Genomic DNA, 19,452 nt, shown 5'->3' with positions numbered 1-19,452 from the left:
ACGATTGGTTCGCCATCGGCGGTCAGCTCGTCTGCCCGAGGGCTCGTTGCACGAGACCGGAGATGTCCAGTGCGTCGATCAGTTCTGCGTCGTCGGCGGCCGGTTCGGGGGCCGCCGGCTCCGCGCCCGCGTCGGTGTCGGTGTCGGCGAGGCCGAGCAGGGTGTCCAGCACGCCCGCCTCCTTGAAGCGGGCGAACGGCACGGCCGCGAGAACCCGCCGGAGGTCGTCTTCCCGCCCGTCCAGGCCGTCGTCGGCCTCCCGGAGGAGCTCGACGCGCAGGTAGCCGACCAGCGCCTCCGGGGTGGGGTAGTCGAAGATCAGCGTCGCCGGCAGCCGGAGCCCGGTGGCCGCGTGCAGGCTGTTGCGGAGGTTGACCGCGGCCAGGGAGTCGAAGCCGACCTCCTGGAACGCCTGGCGCGGGCCGATCCCCTCGGCGCCGCTGTGGCCGAGCACCGTCGAGGCGTGGCCGCGGACCAGCTTCAGCAGGATGCGGTTCTGCTCGGCGTCCGGGACCGCGCGCAGGGAGTCCGCGAGCGACGAGGCCGTGTCGCCGTCTTCACCGTCGTCCTGCGCCGCCTGCAGGATCGCCTTCGCCTCGGGCAGATCGGCGAACAGCGGGCTGGGCCGGACCGAGGTGAACGCGGGGATGAAGGCGGCCCAGTCCATGTCGGCCACCGCCACGGCCTTCTCGTTGCCGGCAACGGCCTGCACCATCGCGGTGACCGCCAGCGGCGGCGCCATCGGGATGACACCGCGGCGGCGCAGCTGGGCGAGGGCGGCCTCGTCCATGCCGATGCCGATCTGGTCCAGGGCACCCCAGGCGATCGACGTCGCCTTGAGGCCACGGGCCCGGCGCCATTCGACCAGGGCGTCGAGGACGGCGTTCGCCGCCCCGGCCGGGCCCTGCCCGCCGCCGCCCCAGATGCCGGCGATGGAGGAGAACACGACGAAGGCGTCCAGCGGGGTGTCCTCGAACAGCTGGTCCAGCCACACCGCGGTGGTCACCTTCGCGGTGAACACCTCGTCGAGGTCGGCCGGCCCGGTGTCGTCGACCGAGCTGGTCTGCGCGATGTCGGCGGCGTGCACCACCGCGGTGACCTCCGAGTCCGCCACCAGCCGCGCGAGCGCGTCCCGGTCGGTGCCGGCGCAGAACCGGACCGTGGTGCCGAACTCGGCCAGCTCGGCCGCCAGTTCCTCGACGCCGTCGGTGCCGGTGACGATGAGCCGTTCGGCGCCGGACCGCGCGAGCCACACCGAGGCGTGCCGGCCGAGCCCTTCGGCCCCGCCGGTCACCAGGACCGTGCCGCGGGGCTCCCACCGGCTCGCCGCGGACTCCGGCACGGGCTTGCGGACCAGCCGCCTGCGGTAGACGCCCGACCGCCGGACCGCGAGCTGGTCTTCCCCGGCGACGCCGTTGAGGACACCGAGCAGGGCCTGAGCCGTGCGCGCGTCGATCGCGGCCGGCAAGTCGACCAGGCCGCCCCACCGGTCGAGGCGCTCCAGCGCGACGGCGCGGCCGAGCCCCCAGACGGCCGCCTGGGCCGGTGCGGTCACGGCGTCCTGGATGCCGATGTTCACCGCGCCGGAGGTGAGGCACCACAGCGGCGCGGCGACGTTGGCGTCGCCGAGGGCCTGGACCAGCGCGAGCGTCGAAGCGGTGATCTCGGTCGCGTCCGCGGGCCCTCCGTCGAGAGCGAGCAGCGACAGCACGCCGGCGAGGTCGTGCTCCGCCAGGACACCCCGCAACCGCTCGGCAAGCGGTTCCCGGGAGGCTTCCTCGATCTCCAGCCGGACGATGTCGAGGCCCTGGCCGGTCAGCTCCTCCAGAAGCGCGTGGGTGGTGCCGGCCGGGACGACGGCCAGCCAGCGGCCGCCCGGCACGCCGGTGGCTTCGCGCTCCAGGGGCTGCCAGGTGACCTGGTAGCGCAGTTTTTCCGCGGTCGAGCGCTCGCGGCGCCGGTCGCGCCACTCCGCGAGCACGGGCACGACGGTGCTGAGCGCTCCGCGCTGCTCCGGCACCAGGTCGAGCAGCTCGGCCAAGCGGTCCACATCGGACTGTTCGACGGCGGTCCAGAACTCGCTGTCCATGCCCTCGGCGGCTTCGGCGGTCTCGGCTTCGTGCAGCCAGAAGTGCCGCCGGTCGAAGGCGTACGTCGGCAGGTCCACCCAGCCGGCCGCGGGCACGGCCGCCGTCCAGTCCACGGCCACGCCCCGGACGTGCAGCTCGGCCGCCGAGGCCAGCAGGCGGCGGAGACCACCGTCGTCCCGGCGCAGCGACCCGGTCACCACGGCGTCGTCGCTGATCTCGCTCAGCGGCTGGACCAGCACCGGGTGGGCGCTGATCTCCACGAACACCGTGTGTCCCAGCGCGGCCAGGTCCGCCACCGAGGGGCCGAACCGCACCTGCTGCCGCAGGTTCCGGTACCAGTAGCCCGCGTCGACGACGGCGTCCTCGATCCACGCGCCGAGGACGGTGGAGTAGAACGGGAGCGCCGGAACCCGCGCGTCGATCCCGGCCAGTGACCCGGCCAGGGTTTCGGCGATGGCCTCGACGTGCCGGGTGTGCGAGGCGTAGTCCACCGCGACCCGCCGCACCCGGACGCCGTCGGTTTCCAGCGCTTCCAGGGCCTCGTCCAGGGCCTGCGCGTCGCCCGCGATGACGACCGAGGAGGGGCTGTTGACCGCGGCCACCTCGACCCGGTCCGCCCACGGCGCCAGCCGCGCGAGCGCGTCTTCTTCGCTCAGCGCGACCGACGCCATCCCGCCGCGGCCGGCCAGTTCCGCGGCGATCGCCTGGCTGCGCAACGCGACCACCTTCGCCGCGTCGTCCAGCGACAACGCCCCGGACACGCACGCCGCGGCGATCTCGCCCTGGGAGTGGCCCAGCACCGCGTCCGGGACCACCCCCAGAGAGGTCCACACCGCGGCGAGCCCGACCATCATCGCGAAGCTCGCGGGCTGCACGACGTCGACCCGGTCCAGCAGATCGGCGTCGCCGCGCAGCACGTCGAGCAGCGACCAGTCGGTCCACTGTTCCAGTGCGGCAGCGCATTCCTTGATCCGCGCGGCGAACACCGGCGAGGCATCCAGGAGCTCGCGGCCCATGCCCGCCCACTGCGAGCCCTGGCCGGGGAACACCCAGACGACCTTGCCCGGCTGGCCCGCGGTCCCGGTCACGACGCCGGGCGCGTTCTCCCCGCGGGCCAGTGCCTGCAGGCCTTCCCGGGCCTCGTCGCCCGAGCCCGCGATCACGACCGCACGCTCGTTCAGCGTCGCGCGGCCGGAAACCAGGGCTCCGGCCACCCCGGCCAACGACCCGGTCTCGAGGAACGCGGCCAGCCGGCCGGCCTGCCCGGCCAGGGAACCGGTGCTGCGCGCGGAGACGACCAGCGGCACCACGGAGGCCGCCTCGTCGTCCACGGGTTCTTCGGCGGGGCCTTCCTCGATGATCAGGTGCGCGTTGGTGCCGCTGGCCCCGAAGGAGGACACGCCCGCGCGGCGCGGACGGCCGTTGGCCGGCCACTCCCGCGCCTCGGTGAGCACCTCGATCGCGCCCGCCGACCAGTCCACCTGGCTCGTGGGCTCGTCGGCGTGCAGCGTGGCCGGCATGACGCCGTGGCGCATGGCCATGATCATCTTGATCACGCCGACGACCCCGGCGGCCGCCTGCGTGTGCCCGATGTTCGACTTCAGCGACCCCAGGTACAACGGCTGGTCCCGGTCCTGCCCGTAGGTGGCCAGCAGCGCCTGGACCTCGATCGGGTCGCCCAGCGCCGTCCCGGTCCCGTGGCCCTCGACGACGTCCACATCGGACGGTGCCAGTCCGGCGCTCGCCAGCGCGCCGCGGATCACCCGCTGCTGCGACGGCCCGTTCGGGGCGGTCAGGCCGTTCGAAGCGCCGTCCTGGTTCACCGCGCTGCCGCGCAGGACCGCCAAGACGCGGTGGCCACGCTCGCGCGCCACCGAAAGCCGTTCGAGGACGACCACGCCGACGCCCTCGGCCCAGCCCGTGCCGTCCGCGCCGTCCGCGTACGCCTTGCACCGCCCGTCGGCGGACAGGCCGCGCTGGCGGGAGAACTCCAGGAAGGCGTCCGGGCTGGCCATCACGGTCGCGCCGCCCGCCAGGGCCATCGAGCACTCGCCCTGCCGCAGCGCCTGCGCCGCGAGGTGCATGGCGACCAGCGACGAGGAACACGCCGTGTCCACGGTGACCGCCGGGCCCTCGAAGCCGAACACGTAAGCCACCCGGCCGGACGCGACACTCGAAGCCGTCCCGGTCATCGTGTAGCCCTGGACGTCCTCGGGTACTTCGCGCAGCCGCGTCACGTAGTCGTGGTGGACGATCCCGGTGAAGACGCCGACGTCGCTGCCGCGGGCGGACAGCGGGTCGACCCCCGCCCGCTCCAGGGCTTCCCACGACGTCTCCAGCAGCAGCCGCTGCTGGGGGTCCATGGCCAGGGCTTCGCGCGGTGAGATGCCGAAGAGCCCGGCGTCGAACTGGGCCGCGTCGTGCAGGAAGCCGCCCGATCGCGTGTAGCTCGTCCCGGCGTGGGCGGGGTCCGGGTGGTAGAGGCCGTCGAGGTCCCAGCCGCGGTCGACGGGGAAGCCCGAGACCGCGTCCCGCCCTTCCGCGACCAGGTTCCACAGCTCTTCGGGACTGTCCGCTCCGCCGGGCAGCCGGGTGCTCATGCCGACGATCGCGATCGGCTCGTCGGAGACGTCCCGCGTCACCGGCACCGGCGCGGCCGGGCGCTCGCCGAGGAGCTCGGCCCGCAGGTGGTCCGCGAGGACGGCCGGGTTCGGGTAGTCGAAGATCAGCGTGCTGGGCAGCTCCACGCCGGTGAAGTCGCGCAGGCGGTTGCGCAGTTTGATCGCGCTGAGGGAGTCGAACCCGTGGTCCTTGAAGGACCGGTCGAGGTCGAACCCGTCCGCTTCCCGGTGCCCGAGCACCACCGCGGCGCTCTCCCGGACCAGCTCCAGCACGTCCTGCACCGGGCGGTCCACCTTCGGCTCCGCCGGCGGCGGGGTGACGCTGACTGCCGCCGGTTCGCCGGCGTCGACCCAGAAACGCTGGTGCTGGAACGCGTAGGTGGGCAGGACGGTCCCGACCGCGGTACCCGGCCGGTCGAGCACGCTCGTCCAGTCCACGGCCACGCCACGCACGTGCAGCTCCGCGAGCGCGGTGAGGACGTCGGGCACCTCGGCACCGTTCTTGCGCAGGGTGGCGACGCAGCTCTGCTCCGGCCCGCCGAGTGTGCCGAGCGCCATGGCGGCCAGCGCCCCGCCCGGGCCGAGTTCGAGGAACGTCGTCGCGCCCTGGCCGCTCAGCGTGGTGACGGCGTCGCTGAACCGCACGGCGTTGCGGACCTGGTCGACCCAGTAGCCCGGGTTGTCGAGCGTCGCGAGTTCCCCGGTGAGCGTCGAGACGACGGGCAGCGAACCGGGCCGGTACGTCAGGCGTTCCGCGACGGCGCGGAAGTCGTCGAGCATCGGTTCCACGAGCGGCGAGTGGAAGGCGTGGCTGACGGTCAGCCGCCGCGTCTTGCGGCCGCGGCCCGCCAGGTCGGCCGCGACGGCGAGCACGGCGGTTTCGGCGCCCGAAAGCACCACCGAGTCCGGGCCGTTGACCGCGGCGACGCAGACGGCGTCGTCGAGCAGGGACGCGACCTCGTCCTCGGTCGCCTGGACGGCGACCATCGCGCCGCCCGCGGGCAGGGCCTGCATCAGCCGGCCGCGCGCGGCGACCAGTTCGCCCGCCCCGGCCAGGTCCAGCACCCCGGACACGTGTGCGGCGGCGAGCTCGCCGATCGAGTGGCCGGCGAGGAGATCCGGGCGGACGCCCCAGGACTCGAAGAGCCGGAACAACGCGGTCTCCACCGCGAACAGCCCGCCCTGGGTGTACATCGTCTGGTCGAGCAGCGCGCTGTCGCCGAACACGACCTCGCGCAGCGGACGCTCGCGCAGGTGCGCGTCCACGGCGTCGCACGCGGCCTCGAAGGCCTCGCGGAAGACCGGGAACGTCTCGGCGAGTTCGCGGCCCATGCCGGCCCACTGGCTGCCCTGGCCGGTGAAGAGGATCGCCAGCTTGCCGTCGACCGGGGTCCCGGTCACGACGCCGGGGCCGAAGGCGGCGAGGTCACTGCGGAGCTGTTCCCGGCCGGAAGCCAGGACGACAGCCCGGTGGTCGAGCTGGGCCCGCGTGGTGGCGAGCGCGTGGGCGGCGTCGACGGCCCGGACATCGGGCCGCTCGCCGAGGAAGCCGGCGAGCCGTTCGGCCTGGGCGCGCAGGCCAGCCGACGTCCGCGCCGAAAGGAGCACCGGCACCAGGAACTCGGCAGGCTCCGGCGTCGGCACCACGTTCGGTGCGGGCACCTCTTCCAGGACGACGTGCGCGTTGGTGCCGCCGATGCCGAACGAGGACACGCCCGCGCGGCGGGGGTGGCCGTTGCCCGGCCACTCGCGGGCCTCGGTCAGCAGTTCCACCGCACCCGCCGACCAGTCCACGTGCGACGACGGCCGGTCGACGTGCAGCGTCTTGGGCAGGACGCCGTGCCGCATGGCCAGCACCATCTTGATCACGCCCGCGACGCCGGCCGCGGCCTGCGTGTGCCCGAGGTTCGACTTCACCGAACCCAGCCACAGCGGCGTTTCCCGGTCCTGACCGTAGGTGGCCAGCAGCGCCTCGGCCTCGATCGGGTCGCCCAGGGTCGTCCCGGTGCCGTGCGCCTCCACCGCGTCGACGTCCGATGTGGACAGTCCGGCGGCGGCCAGCGCCTTGCGGATCACCCGCTGCTGGGACGGGCCGTTCGGAGCGGTGAGGCCGTTCGACGCGCCGTCGGAGTTCACCGCCGACCCGCGGACGACGGCCAGGACCTGGTGGCCCCGGCGGCGAGCCTCGGACAGCCGCTCCACCAGGAGCAGCCCGACACCCTCGGACCAGCCGGTGCCGTCCGCGCCGTCGGCGAACGCCTTGCAGCGGCCGTCGGGGGCCAGCCCGCGCTGCCGTGAGAACTCGACGAACGTCTCGACGGTGCCCATCACCATCACGCCGCCCGCGAGCGCCATCGAGCACTCGCCGCGCTGCAGCGCCTGCACCGCCATGTGCAGTGCCACCAGCGAAGACGAGCATGCCGTGTCGACCGTGACGGCCGGGCCTTCGACGCCGAAGTGGTAGGCGACGCGGCCGGAGAGCACGCTCGCCGAACCGCCGGTGAGCCGGAAGCCCTCGACACCGGCGGCCCGGTGCATCCGCATGCTGTAGTCGTGGCTGTTGACGCCGGCGAAGACGCCGATGTCCTGCCCGGCCAGGGTGGTCGGGTCGATCGCGGCCCGTTCGAACAGCTCCCAGGACGTCTCCAGCAGCAGCCGCTGCTGGGGGTCCATGGCCAGTGCCTCGTTCGGTGAGATGCCGAAGAAGGCGGCGTCGAACCCGGCGGCGTCGTCGAGGAAAGCGCCGTGCCGGACGTACGTGGTGCCTTCGTGGTCGGGGTCTTCGTGGTAGAGCCGGTCGGTGTCCCAGCCGCGGTCGGCGGGGAACTCGGTGACGGCGTCGGCGCCGTCGGCGACCAGCCGCCACAGGTCCTCCGGGCTGTGCACGCCGCCGGGGAAGCGGCACGCCATCGCGACGATCGCGATCGGCTCCTCGGCCGCAGCGGTGCCGATCTCGGCCGGACGCGGTGTGCCCTCGCCGAAGAGCTTGGTGCGCAGGTGTTCCGCGAGCGCCGGGGGCTTCGGGTAGTCGAAGATCATCGCCGGGGACAGGGTGAGCCCGGTCGCGGCCGCGAGGCGGTTCCGCAGCTCCACCGCGGTCAGCGAGTCGAAGCCGGCGTCCTTGAACGTCCGTCCGATGTGGACCTGATCGACGCCGCTGTGCCCGAGCACCTCGGCGGCGTGCCGCCGCACCAGGTCGAGCAGGGCCGCGGCCTGCCCGGCTTCGCCCAGCCCGGCGAGGCGCGCGGTCAGCGACGCGGTCGTGGCGGCCGTCCGGCGCGGCAGCGGGGCCAGGCCGCGCAGCAGCGGCGGCACCGGGCCGCCGGCCTTCGCCGTGGCCCGCAGCGCCGGCACGTCGAACTTGGCCGCCACCAGCGCGCCCCCGGTGCCGATGGCGGCGTCGAGCAGCGCCATGCCCTCGTCGGCGGGGAGCCCGGACATGCCGATCCGCTGGTTGCGCCGCAGGTCGGCGGCGCCCAGGTGCTCGGTCATGCCGCTGACCGCCGCCCAGTAGCCCCAGGCGATGGACACCGCGGGCAGGCCGAGGCTGTTCCGCGTGCGGGCCAGCGCGTCCAGCTCGGCGTTGGCCGCCGCGTACCCGGCCTGGCCGGGGTTGCCCAGCACGCCGGCCCCCGAGGAGAACAGCACGAACGCGGCGAGGTCGGCGTCCCGGGTGAGCTCGTCCAGCAGCCGGGCGGCGTCGACCTTCGGCCGCCGCACCGTGGCGAGCCGGTCCGGGGTCAGCTCGGTGACGACGCCGTCGTCGAGGACGCCGGCGGTGTGGATCACGGCGGTGAGCGGGTGCTCGGCCGGGATCGCCCGCAGGACGGCTTCGAGCTGCGCCCGGTCTGCCACGTCGCAGGAGGCGATGGTGACCGACGCGCCGAGCGCGGTCAGCTCTTCCTGCAGCTCGGGCGCTTCGCCACGGCGGCTGACCAGCACCAGGTGCCGGACGCCGTGCGCGGTGACGAGGTGCCGGGCGGTCAGCGCCCCGAGCGTGCCGGTGCCGCCGGTGATCAGGACGGTGCCCTCGGGGTCGAGCGGCCGCGCGTCCCGCTGTGGTGCCACCCGGACCAGCCGGGGCACCGAGGCAACACCGTTGCGGACCCTGACCTGCGGTTCGCCGCTCGCCACCACGGCAGGCAGCTGGGAGTGGTCGTCGAGGTCGGCCAGCACGATCCGGTCCGGGTGCTCCGACTGCGCCGAGCGCACCAAGCCCCAGATCGCGGCCGCGCCGGGCTCGCCGCTGTCCCCGGTGATCACGGCCAGCCGGGTTTCCGCCTGGGCGGGGTCCGCGAGCCAGGCCTGGAGCGCACCGAGCGTCGCCTCGGCCGAGGTGGCCTCGTACGGCACGAAGTCCGTGGCTTCGGCGGCGGGCAGCGGGATTTCCGTCCAGCCGACGTGGAAGAGCGCGTCGGTGATCCCCTGCTCGGGAGCGAACGGCGTGCCGTGCACCGCCTCGACGGTCAGGACGGGCTGCCCGGCCGGGTCGGTCAGCCGCAGGCCGGTCGCCGTCGGCGTCACGGTCACGGTCGTGGCCCCGGCGGCCAGCAGGGACACGCCGGTCCAGCGGGACGGCAGCAGGTCGTCGCCGACGACCGTGCGGACAGCCGCGTCCAGCAGCGCGGGGTGGATCCCGTACCGGTCCGCGTCGCGCAGGCCGTCCACGGTGACCTCGGTGGTGACTCCCGCCGCCGCCGAGTCCGTCACCTCGGCGGCGGCGAGAGGGGCCAGGGTGCCGTGGGCGTGTCGCGTCCACGGCTCGTCCGCCTGGCGGGAAAAGACCTCGATCGGCCGCTCGCGCGTCTCACCGGGCTCGCCGGCGATCAGCTGGACCTCGCGGCCACCGCGCCGCGGCAGCACCACCGGCGCGTCGACGACCAGTTCGCCGAGGACGGGGGTGCCGGCCAGGTCGCCGAGCCGGATGGCCGCCTCGACCAGGGCCGCGTTCGGCACCAGGCCGTCCACCGCCCAGGGCTGCGCCCGGCGCGACCACTGCGCCACGGCCGTGACCCGAGCCGAGCCGGGGGTGGTGACGACCGTGCCCAGCAGCGGGTCCCCGGCCGACGCGGGCTCGGCGGGCTCGAGCCAGTAGTGCCGGTGCTCGAAGGCGTAGGTCGGCAGGTCGACCCACCCGGCGGCAGGCACCATCGCTGTCCAGTCCACGTCGATGCCGCGGACGAACAGCTCGCCCATCGAAGCCAGCAAGCGCCGCAGGCCACCGTCGTCACGCCGCAATGTCCCGATCGCGTCCCCGGTGAGCTCGCTCAAGGGCTGGACCGTCACCGGGTGGGCACTGACCTCGACGAACACCGTGTGTCCCTGCTCGAGGAGAGCTGCCGCGGCCGCACCGAACCGGACCTGGCTGCGCAGGTTCCGGTACCAGTAGCCGCCGTCCAGGACCCCGGCTTCGCGCACCCACTCGCTCGTGACGGTGGAGTAGAACGGCACGGTCGGTGCCTGCGCACCGATCCCGGCCAAGGTCTCGGCAAGAGTGTCGCGGATGTCCTCGACATGCCGGGTGTGCGAGGCGTAGTCCACCGCCACCCGCCGCACCCGGATACCTTCCCCGGACAGGATTTCGAGGGACGCGTCGAGGGCCTGAGCATCCCCGGCGATCACCACCGACGACGGGCTGTTGACCGCGGCGACCTCGACCCCGGCCACCAGCTTCGGGGTCACGTCGTCTTCGCCCGAGGCGACGGACGCCATCCCGCCGCGGCCGGAGAGTTCCGCCGCGATGGCCCGGCTGCGCAGGGCGACCACCTTCGCCGCGTCTTCCAGGGACAACGCACCCGACACGCACGCAGCGGCGATCTCACCCTGCGAGTGGCCGACGACGGCGTCCGGGCGCACGCCCACGGACTCCCACACGGCGGCCAGCCCGACCATCACCGCGAAGCACGCGGGCTGCAGCACATCGACCCGGTCCAGATCGCCGTCACCGCGGAGGACATCGAGCAGCGGCCAGTCGATCCACGGCTCGAGCGCCGTCGCACACTCGGCGATCCGCGCGGCGAACACCGGCGAGGACTCCAGCAGCTCGCGGCCCATCCCGGCCCACTGCGTCCCCTGGCCGGGGAAGACCCACACGACCTTGCCCGGTGTCCCCGGACCGGCCGCGTTCAGCGCCCGCAGCCCGGTCACGGCTTCCTCGCGCGAACCGGCCACGACGACCGCGCGCTCGTCCAGCGCCGCCCGGCGCGACACCAGCGCTCCGGCCACCTCGGTCAGCGAGACGTCACCTTCGAGGAAGGACGCCAGACGCTCGGCCTGCCCGGACAGCGCGGCCGCGCTCCGCGCCGACACGACCAGCGGCACCACCGCGGCTTCCGGCACGGGCACCGGCTCTTCGGCGGGGGCTTCCTCGATGATCAGGTGCGCGTTGGTCCCGCTGACGCCGAACGACGACACGCCGGCCCGGCGCGGCCGGCCGTTCCTCGGCCACGCGCGGGCTTCCGTCAGCAACGAGACCGCACCGGCGGACCAGTCCACCTCGGCAGTCGGCTTGTCGACATGCAGCGTCGGCGGCAAGGTCTCGTGCCGGAGGGCCTGGACCATCTTGATCACGCCCGCCACACCCGCGGCCGCCTGCGCGTGCCCGATGTTCGACTTCAGCGACCCGAGCCACAACGGCTGCTCCCGCTCCTGCCCATAGGTGGCCAGCAGCGCCTGCGCCTCGATCGGGTCACCCAGGGTCGTCCCGGTCCCGTGCGCTTCGACGGCGTCCACGTCGAACGGGGCCAGTCCGGCCGCGGCCAGCGCGCGGCGGATGACCCGCTGCTGCGAGAGGCCGTTCGGCGCGGTGAGCCCGTTCGAGGCGCCGTCCTGGTTGACCGCGCTGCCGCGCAGGACCGCCAGCACGCGGTGCCCGCGCTCGCGTGCCACCGACAGCCGCTCGAGGACGACCACGCCCACGCCTTCGGACCAGCCGGTGCCGTCGGCCGCCGCCGCGAAGGCCTTGCACCGCCCGTCGGGCGCCAGCGCGCGCTGGCGGGAGAACTCGACGAACGAGCCGGGGGTGGCCATCACCGTGACGCCGCCGGCGAGCGCCATCGAGCACTCGCCCTGCCGCAGCGCCTGCGCGGCCAGGTGCATCGCGACCAGCGACGACGAGCACGCCGTGTCCACGGTGACCGCCGGGCCTTCCAGGCCCAGCACGTACGACACCCGCCCCGAGGCCACGCTCGACGCGACACCGGTGGTGACGAAGCCTTCGAGTTCCGGCGACACCGCACCGGATCCGTAACCCTGGCCCATCAGGCCGGAAAACACCCCGGTGTCGGTGCCCTTCAACGCGATCGGGTCGACCCCGGCGTGTTCGAGGGCCTCCCACGACGTCTCCAGCAGCAACCGCTGCTGCGGGTCCATCGCGACGGCCTCGCGCGGCGAGATCCCGAAGAACGCCGCGTCGAACTGCCCGGCGTCGTGCAGGAACCCGCCCTGGCCGACGTACGACGTCCCGGCGCGTTCCCGGTCCGGGTCGATCAGGCTTTCCAGGTCCCAGCCGCGGTCGCCGGGGAACTCCGAGACGGCGTCGGCGCGCTCGGCCACCAGCCGCCACAGGTCGTCCGGGGAAGCCACGCCACCCGGCAGGCGGCACGCCATCCCCACGATCGCGATCGGCTCGCCCGGGCCGGCCGCCACGACCGGCTCGGCGACGGCCTGCGTGATCCCGAGGAGCCCGGCCCGGACGCGGGCGGCCAGCGCCGCCGGCGTGGGGTGGTCGAAGACGGCGCTGGCGGGCAGCCACAGACCGGTGTGCTCGGTCAGCCGGTTGCGCAGCTCCACGATGGCCAGCGACGTGAAGCCGAGGTCGCGGAACGCGCGCCCGGCCGGGACCGGCTGCCCCAGCACGTCGGCGGCTTGGCTGCGGACGAGGCCTTCGAGCAGCTCGTTCTGGGCGCGTTCGTCCAAACCGGACAGCCGCGCGCGCAGCGCCGCCGCGACGGCCTCGTCGGCGTGCCGGGACTGTTCTTCGTGTTCGGTCGCGGCGTACCGCAGCTGTGCGGGCTCGCCGGCCAGCAGGCCCCGCCGGATCTTGCCCGACGCGGTCCGCGGGATGTGGGCGACTTCGAGGATCCGCTCCGGCACCTTGTAGGCGGACAACTGTTCGCGGCACTTCTCGATCAGCGCCGTGGGCTCGAACCCGGAGGGCCCGGGGATGACGTAGGCGACCGGAACCTCGCCGAGCGTGTCGTGCGGTGCGCCGCCGACCGCCGCGTCGGCGACGCCGTCGACGGTGCGCAGGACCGCCTCGACCTCGCCGGGGTGGATGTTCGCGCCGCCCCGGATGACGAGTTCCTTGATCCGGCCGCAGATGGTGAAGTAGCCGGCGTCGTCGCGCCGGGCCAGGTCGCCGGTCCGGAACCAGCCGTCCCGCATCGCCGAGGCGGTCGCTTCCGGGCTGTTGTGGTAGCCGAGCATGACGTTCGGCCCGCTGACCCAGACCTCGCCCTCCTGGCCGGCGGGGACGTCGAGGCCGGTCTCGGGGTCGACGACCCGCACGTCGACCCCTGGCACGGGCCGGCCGCAGGAGCCGTCGACGCGGGCGCCGTCCGGCGGGTTCATGGTGATGGCCCCGCACGTCTCGGTGCTGCCGTAGGCGTCGATCAGCGGAACCCCGAAGGTTTCTTCGAACTCGCTCCGCAGCCCGGCGCCGAGGACCGCGCCCCCGGCCAGGCCGATCCGCAGGCTCGGCGCCGAGAAGCCGCGCTGCCGGGCGGCCCGCACCAGGTGGTGGTAGGTGGTCGGCACACCGGCCAGGAACGTCGAGCCCTCCGCCTCGATCAGCCGCATCACGTCGTCGGAGGAGCTGCCGTCGGCGATCCGGACGGTGGCGCCGACGACCGTGGCGGACAGGACGCAGGCGATGTGCGAAAGGCTGTGGAACAGCGGGAGCGGCCAGAGCACCCGGTCGGAGTCCGACAGCCCGGGGAACGGCACGTAGCAGGAGGCGACGGACCAGAGGCAGTTGCGTTGCGTGGACAGGACGCCCTTGGGCCGCCCGGTCGTCCCCGACGTGTAGAACATCCACGCCGGCTCGTCGAGTTCGAGGTCGTCCGCGGCGGGCTCGGCCGGTTCGCTGACGGCGAGTTCGTCGTACGGGTGCGCGCCCGCCGGAACGTCGTCGCCGGTCACCAGCAGCTCGACGTGCGGCGCGAGCCGGAGCCGGGCCGCCTGGGCGGCGTCGGTGATGACCACCGTGGCGCCGCTGTCGGTCAGCGGGTACTCGAGCTCGGCCGTCGCCGACCCGGGGTTGAGCGGCACGCCGACGGCGCCCGCGCGCAGGACCGCGAAGTAACTCTCCACAGTGGACACTCGGTTGCCGAGGCAGATCGCCACCCGGTCTCCGTGCCGGACGCCGAGGCCGGCCAGGTGCCCGGCCAGCCGGCGCGTCCGCGCCTCGAGGTCGCCGTAGGTGACCGCCCGGTGGTCGTCGGCGAAGGCCGGCTTGCCGGCGAAGCGGGTCGCGTTCTCCAGGAGTGCGACGTGAAGTGGCTTGATGAGATCGGTGCGCACTGTGCCGCAGATCCTTTCGGGTGTTCGAGGGGAAGAACGCTCACCAGGAGACGGGGAGCTTCTTCACCGAGAAGACGGAACCCTTCAGCCGCAGCGGAACCTCGTCGGCCGGGACGGCCAGCCGGAGCTCGGGGAACGCCCGCAGGAGCGCCGTGAAGCCGGCGCGGAGCTCGATGCGCGCCAGGTTCTGGCCCAGGCACTGGTGGATGCCGAAGCCGAACGCGACGTGGCCGGAGGTGTCGCGCTCGATGTCCAGCTCCGCCGGGCAGCCGAACTTGGCCGGGTCGCGGTTGGCCGCGGGCAGCGACACCGTCACCGTGTCGCCCTCCTTGACCAGCTCGCCCGCCAGCTTCACGTCCTCCAGCGCGGTGCGGTAGGTGTGGTACTGGTTGACGGTCAGGTAGCGCAGCAGCTCCTCGATCGCGGCGTCGAGCTTTTCCGGCTCCGCGCGCAGTGCCGCCAGCTGATCGGTGTGGTGCAGCAGCGCGAAGACGCCGGTCGCGAGCGCGCCCTCCGTGGTCTCGTACCCGGCGAACAGCAGCAGGGTGACGATGTTGCGCAGCTCCTCCTGGGTCAGGTCCTCGTTGACCAGCGAGCTGATCAAGTCGTCCTGGGGCTGCTGCCGCCGCCGCTCGATGACCTCGTCGAAGAACTTCCCGGCCACCTCGTAGGCGGCCGCGGCCTCGGCCGGGTCCGCTTCCGCGTCGTGCAGGAGGGTCACCGCGGGCACGTACCGGTCGCGTTCCTCGTAGGGCAGGCCGACGAGCTCGCCCAGCATCCGCAGCACGAGCGGCTTGGCGAAGTCCATGACGATGTCGGCGGCGGCACCCTTGGCCCGCATGACCTCGATCTGCTCGGCGGCCACGGCCTCGACGCGCGGGATCAGCCGGCTGGTGCGGCGGACGGTGAACTCGCCGGTCAGCAGCTTGCGGTACCGCGTGTGCCCGGGCGGGTCCATGTGGATGAACATGCCGGGGATCAGCGGGTGGGTCGGGATGACCTGACCCTGGTGCGTGACCGGGAAGTGGCCGATTTCGCAGCTGTGGCTGAACCGCGGGTCACTGAGGACCTCGCGCACCAGGTCGTAGCTGGAAACGAGCCAGCCGACGTGCCCATCCGGGTAAACCATCTTCGCGAGCGGACGTTCTTCGCGCAGAGAGTCGAATACCGCGGGCGGGTCGAACTTGTCGGTCCGCGCCCACGGCACCTCGAAGGAAATCGCGTCGGTCATGGAAACCTTTCCCGTGGGAGATCCGGCAATTCTTATTCGGCGATCTTCGTGCGGTGCGACCACCGGAAGACCGCGAGGTCGGAACCGTCGACCGCCTGGAATTCCCCGCCGTGCACAAAATGCTCGTAACCGGCCCCGTGGCGGATCTTGAGCGTGTCCTCCAGCGCGGCCGCGTCCACACTGCGGGTCGTCAGCGCCAGTTCGGCCGGTCCACCGCTCAACGCGATTTTCACCTGCGTAACACTCATCGCGGCCTCCACCTATTTCGGGGGATCTCCCTGCACAGAACGGTCTTTCATTCTCGATTCAGGCTAGGCGAGCCACCGCAAGGCGACATCCCTCACTCTGGTAGAGCCCCGCGCCGCCGCCGAAGGCACCACGAAAAAAGGGCTTCCTCCTGTGGCACAAGAGAAAGCCCCTTCGAGACGAAACCGCGTTACAGGTCGACGGGCTGCCCGGTGTGCGCCGATTCGTAGGCCGCTTGGATGATCCGGAACGTCCGCAGAGCGGCCTGACCGTCCGGCCCGGCCCCCTCGCCGCCGAGGAAGTCCCTCGCCATCAAGGCATGCAGGTCTTCGCCACCCAGTTCGGGCCGCTCGCCGCCGAGCAGCTGCGGACCGGCGTCGTACTGGACGCTCCCCTTGTCCCCGACGAAGGTGACGGCCGGCAGTCCCGTCGCGGAACCGTTGCGGCGGCAGTCGAACGACGCGACCTTCCCGCTCCGGTACCGCACCGTGAGCACCGCCGCGCTTTCCCCACTACGTCCACTGAGGACGATATTGGTCTGGGCGTACACCTGCCGCGCGGGCTCACCGCCGAGGACGGCGTCCGCCAGGTCGAGCAGGTACGGCGCGGCGGCACCCAGCACCCCGTCCGCCCTCGTGGCCACCGAGCCGAGGACGGTCGTGAGCTCACCGATACCGCCGTCGGCGATCCCCTTGCGCACCACGGCGAACGCCTCGCCGTGGCAGGCCGGAGACGCCACCGTGAGCCGGTCGCCCGAGGCGTCGATCACGGCTTTCAGGTCGGTTTCCTTGGCGGCGGCCGGGTATTCGCACAGCACCCGCGCGCCGGCCTCGGCCGCCCGCCGGACCGGCTCGAACGCGTCCCAGCCCGCCACGGCGACGACTTCGACGTCCGGCAGGCCGCGCAGCGCCCCGGCGTGGACCTCGGGCGCGGACGACAGGATGGCGACCTTCACGCTGCTCCCCTCACCGGCAGTTCGACGGCCCGCCCGGTCCACGCGGACTCGGCGGCGGCGTGGATGATCCGGACGGCGGCCAGCGCGTCCCCCGCCCCGATGCGCGGCTCGGGCCCACCCGCGAAAGCCGTGGCGAATTCCCGCATTTCGGTGTCGAACACCGACGGCCCGCCGTAAGCGAAGTTCTCGGCGCCGCCGTCGACGACCCGGACCTCCTGCGGCCACTCGGAGTCGTAGCTCACGGTGCCCCCGGTGCCCGAGACGTGGAAGGCCACCCGCACCGGCGGTCGCGGCGTGGCCGTCCACCGGCTCACGACCTGGCTGATGGCGCCACTGGCGTGGGTGAGCACGGCGGTCCCGGTCGCGACGGCCCCTTCGGGCGCCGGGGTGGCGATGTCGCCCTGGTAGCAGGCGTGCACGCGGACGACGTCCCCGAAGACCCAGTGCGCGAGGTCGGCGCCGTGCAGCAGCTGGTCGGTGAGGATGCCCCCCGACCGCGCGGAGGCGTGCCCGGTCCAGGGCCGCGGGTGGTAGGCGGAGAAGGAGAACCGGCCGAGGGCACCTTCCCCGAGCCGCCCGCTCGCGACGAGCTCGTGCAGCCGCGCGTACGGCGCGGCGAACCGCACGTCGTGGGCGGCGTAGAGCCGCACCCCGGCCCGTTCGGCGGCCGAGACGATCTCTTCGGCCTCTTCGGCACTGGCGGCCAAGGGCTTCTCACACACGACACCGACGCCGGCGGCGATGGCCGTCATGGCGATCTCGTGGTGGCTCGCGGTCGGCGTGCAGATGTCGACGGCGTCGGCGCCGTCGAGTGCCTCTTCCAGGGACCCGGCGGCCGTCGCGCCGAACTCCTTCGCCAGCTCGACGCCCCGGCCGTCGTCGGAGTACACCCGCACGGCGGCCCCGGTACCCAGCCACGCTTCCAGGTGGAGCCGGGCAATCAGCCCCGCACCGACCAGAGCCACCTCGAGCTGCCGCAACGTCTTCACGTACCGAGACTCGCCCACACCGCCGGTGGGAGCCATTACCAACGTGGGTAGTTCGGAAAGCGCTACTTCGTCGGCGAGGGAGAAGCCGGCGCCGACGAGGGTGCCTGCGACGCCGCCGGGACCTTCGGCGCGTTGTAGGTGTCCATGTCGGTGATCTTCCACTTGTCGCCCTGGAGCTGGGCGTTGAGGTGGAGCTGGGCCGTGCCCGCCGTCGTCTTCTTCGTGTCCGTGCGGGTCGAGGTCTGGTCGACGAAGACCATCACCTTCGCCAGGTCGCCGTTGAGCATGATCACCGCCGCGCGCGTCACCTTGCACGTCACGATCATCTTCTGCTGCGGCGCCAGCCGCTTCACCTCGCCCATCAGCGAGTTGTACTTGTTCTTGACGTCGTCGTTGGCGAGCAGGTCGTTCGCCGCGTCCTCGGTCTTCTTGATGTTGTTGAAGTCGTAGGAGAACAGCGCCTCGGCCGCCTTCGACACCGCGTCCTTGACCTGGGCGGTCTTCGCGACGTCCAGCAGCGCGGTGTTGCTCGTCGCCGCGGAGATCTTGTCTTCCTTCACGTGGAACCAGAACGCCAGGCCGCCCAGGAGCAGCGCCACGAGCACGAGCGCGCTCGCCAGCACGTACGGCTTGTGCGAGAAGGAGCCCGCTGCGGCCGGAGCGGGCTCCTCCTCCGAAGCGGCCTCTGCCTCGGCTTCGGAGATGTCGGACGGCTTCGCGATGCCGGTGTCCCGCTGCTTCCGCCGCGGTGCCGGCCGCGCCGGGGCTTCTTCCTCGTCGGCCGAGGGCTCACCCGTGAGCGCGTCGACCTGCGGCTCCTCCTCGACACCGGTGCCGACCGGCGCGAACACCTGCGTGTCCTCGGCCGGCGCCAGGTCGTCGAGCTGCCCGCTGGTGGACTCCACCGGCTCGGCGGGCTTGGCGGCCGGCCGGGGCACCGGACGCGGCGCCGGCCGCGGGCGCGGCTTCGCGGGCGGCACGGCGGGCAGCTGCCCGGTCCGCTCGGCGGCGGTCTCGTCCGTCGGGGGCTTGCGCAGACCGGCCACGCGGGGACGCCGCGACGGCGACGGGGTGCTGCGCGGCGGCTGGCGGCGGGAGGGGGGCACTACGGGCTCCTTCTGGCTAACGCTAGTGAGGCTTATTCAGCCGTCGCCCGGCGCAAGGTAACTGCTGGTCAGGCGGCCGCCTGCGGGGTGCGCCGGGCTGACCAGAATAAGCCTCACTGGCCGGCCGCGACGAGCGGGACGCTGTCGATCCCGGACAGCTTCCAATCATCGCCCACCCGGGTCATCGAGACTTCGAGGCGCAACGGCTTCGCGCTGCTCTTGTCCCCCTGGGTGACGGTGGTGGCGATGGCGGCGAGGAAGCTGGCCTTGCCTTCGTGGTCGTCCAGCTCCTCGACGGCGACGTCCTGGACGTCCGTGGTGACCTTCGTCTTGGCGTCCGCCAGCGCCTTGCGGAAGGTGGGCGCCGACTGGTCGATCTGCTGCGCCATCTTGTCGTCCGACACCGCCTTCTGCCGGGCGAAGAAGCCGTCGAGGTCGTTGTAGTCGACTTCGGTGTAGGCCTTCAGCGCGTTGGTGCCCGCCTTGACCACGGCCTCACGCGACGCCGCCAGGCCGGCGTTGTCGTCGTTCTCGGCCATCCACCACTGGACGCCGAAGATCGCCGCCGCGATGAGGCCGGCCAGTGCCAGTGCCGCGGCGCCGAGCACCAGGGTCCGCGAGGGGTCCTTCGGCAGCCTCGGGGAGGACTCCTCCTCCACTGCCGTGGCGGCCGGCTCGTCCGTGCTCATGAC

7 protein-coding genes are annotated in these 19,452 nt (G+C 73.2%); all 7 read right to left on the bottom strand.

Annotation, left to right across the window (positions count from 1 at the left end; translation table 11 throughout):
* Positions 1–22 precede the first annotated feature (22 nt).
* The 7 genes from QRY02_RS40780 to QRY02_RS40750 all read right to left on the bottom strand — a co-directional run bounded on the left by QRY02_RS40780 (position 23) and on the right by QRY02_RS40750 (position 19,449).
* Positions 23–14,233: a type I polyketide synthase gene (locus tag QRY02_RS40780; RefSeq protein WP_285988054.1), complete on the bottom strand. Its 14,211-nt coding sequence runs from the start codon at positions 14,231–14,233 to the stop codon at positions 23–25.
* Between the two features lie 40 nt (positions 14,234–14,273).
* Positions 14,274–15,464, bottom strand: a complete 1,191-nt coding sequence (locus QRY02_RS40775) for a cytochrome P450 (protein ID WP_285988053.1) — start codon at positions 15,462–15,464, stop codon at positions 14,274–14,276.
* 32 nt (positions 15,465–15,496) lie between these two features.
* Positions 15,497–15,724 (bottom strand): DUF5988 family protein, encoded by a 228-nt coding sequence (locus QRY02_RS40770; RefSeq protein ID WP_285988052.1) that lies wholly within the window; start codon positions 15,722–15,724, stop codon positions 15,497–15,499.
* 176 nt (positions 15,725–15,900) lie between these two features.
* A complete protein-coding gene (locus QRY02_RS40765; protein ID WP_285988051.1) occupies positions 15,901–16,665 on the bottom strand; it encodes a Gfo/Idh/MocA family protein in 765 nt (254 codons plus the stop codon).
* Positions 16,662–17,654: a Gfo/Idh/MocA family protein gene (locus QRY02_RS40760; RefSeq protein ID WP_285988050.1), complete on the bottom strand. Its 993-nt coding sequence runs from the start codon at positions 17,652–17,654 to the stop codon at positions 16,662–16,664. The genes QRY02_RS40765 and QRY02_RS40760 overlap by 4 nt, the downstream gene beginning before the upstream one ends.
* A gap of 62 nt (positions 17,655–17,716) precedes the next feature.
* On the bottom strand, positions 17,717–18,700 hold the full coding sequence (locus QRY02_RS40755; protein WP_285994064.1) for a hypothetical protein: 984 nt from the start codon (positions 18,698–18,700) through the stop codon (positions 17,717–17,719).
* Between the two features lie 173 nt (positions 18,701–18,873).
* Positions 18,874–19,449, bottom strand: coding sequence for a hypothetical protein (locus tag QRY02_RS40750; protein ID WP_285988049.1), 576 nt, complete (start codon positions 19,447–19,449; stop codon positions 18,874–18,876).
* Positions 19,450–19,452: the final 3 nt, after the last annotated feature.

It is taken from the genome of Amycolatopsis sp. DG1A-15b, from assembly GCF_030285645.1.
Taxonomy (GTDB): Bacteria; Actinomycetota; Actinomycetes; order Mycobacteriales; family Pseudonocardiaceae; genus Amycolatopsis.
This window is presented reverse-complemented; position numbering and strand designations above follow the sequence as displayed.

Coding starts and splice junctions, on each gene's coding strand:
- QRY02_RS40775 (WP_285988053.1), bottom strand. CDS start 15,464: ATGACCGACGCGATTTCCTTCGAGGTGCCGTGGGCGCGGACCGACAAG.
- QRY02_RS40750 (WP_285988049.1), bottom strand. CDS start 19,449: ATGAGCACGGACGAGCCGGCCGCCACGGCAGTGGAGGAGGAGTCCTCC.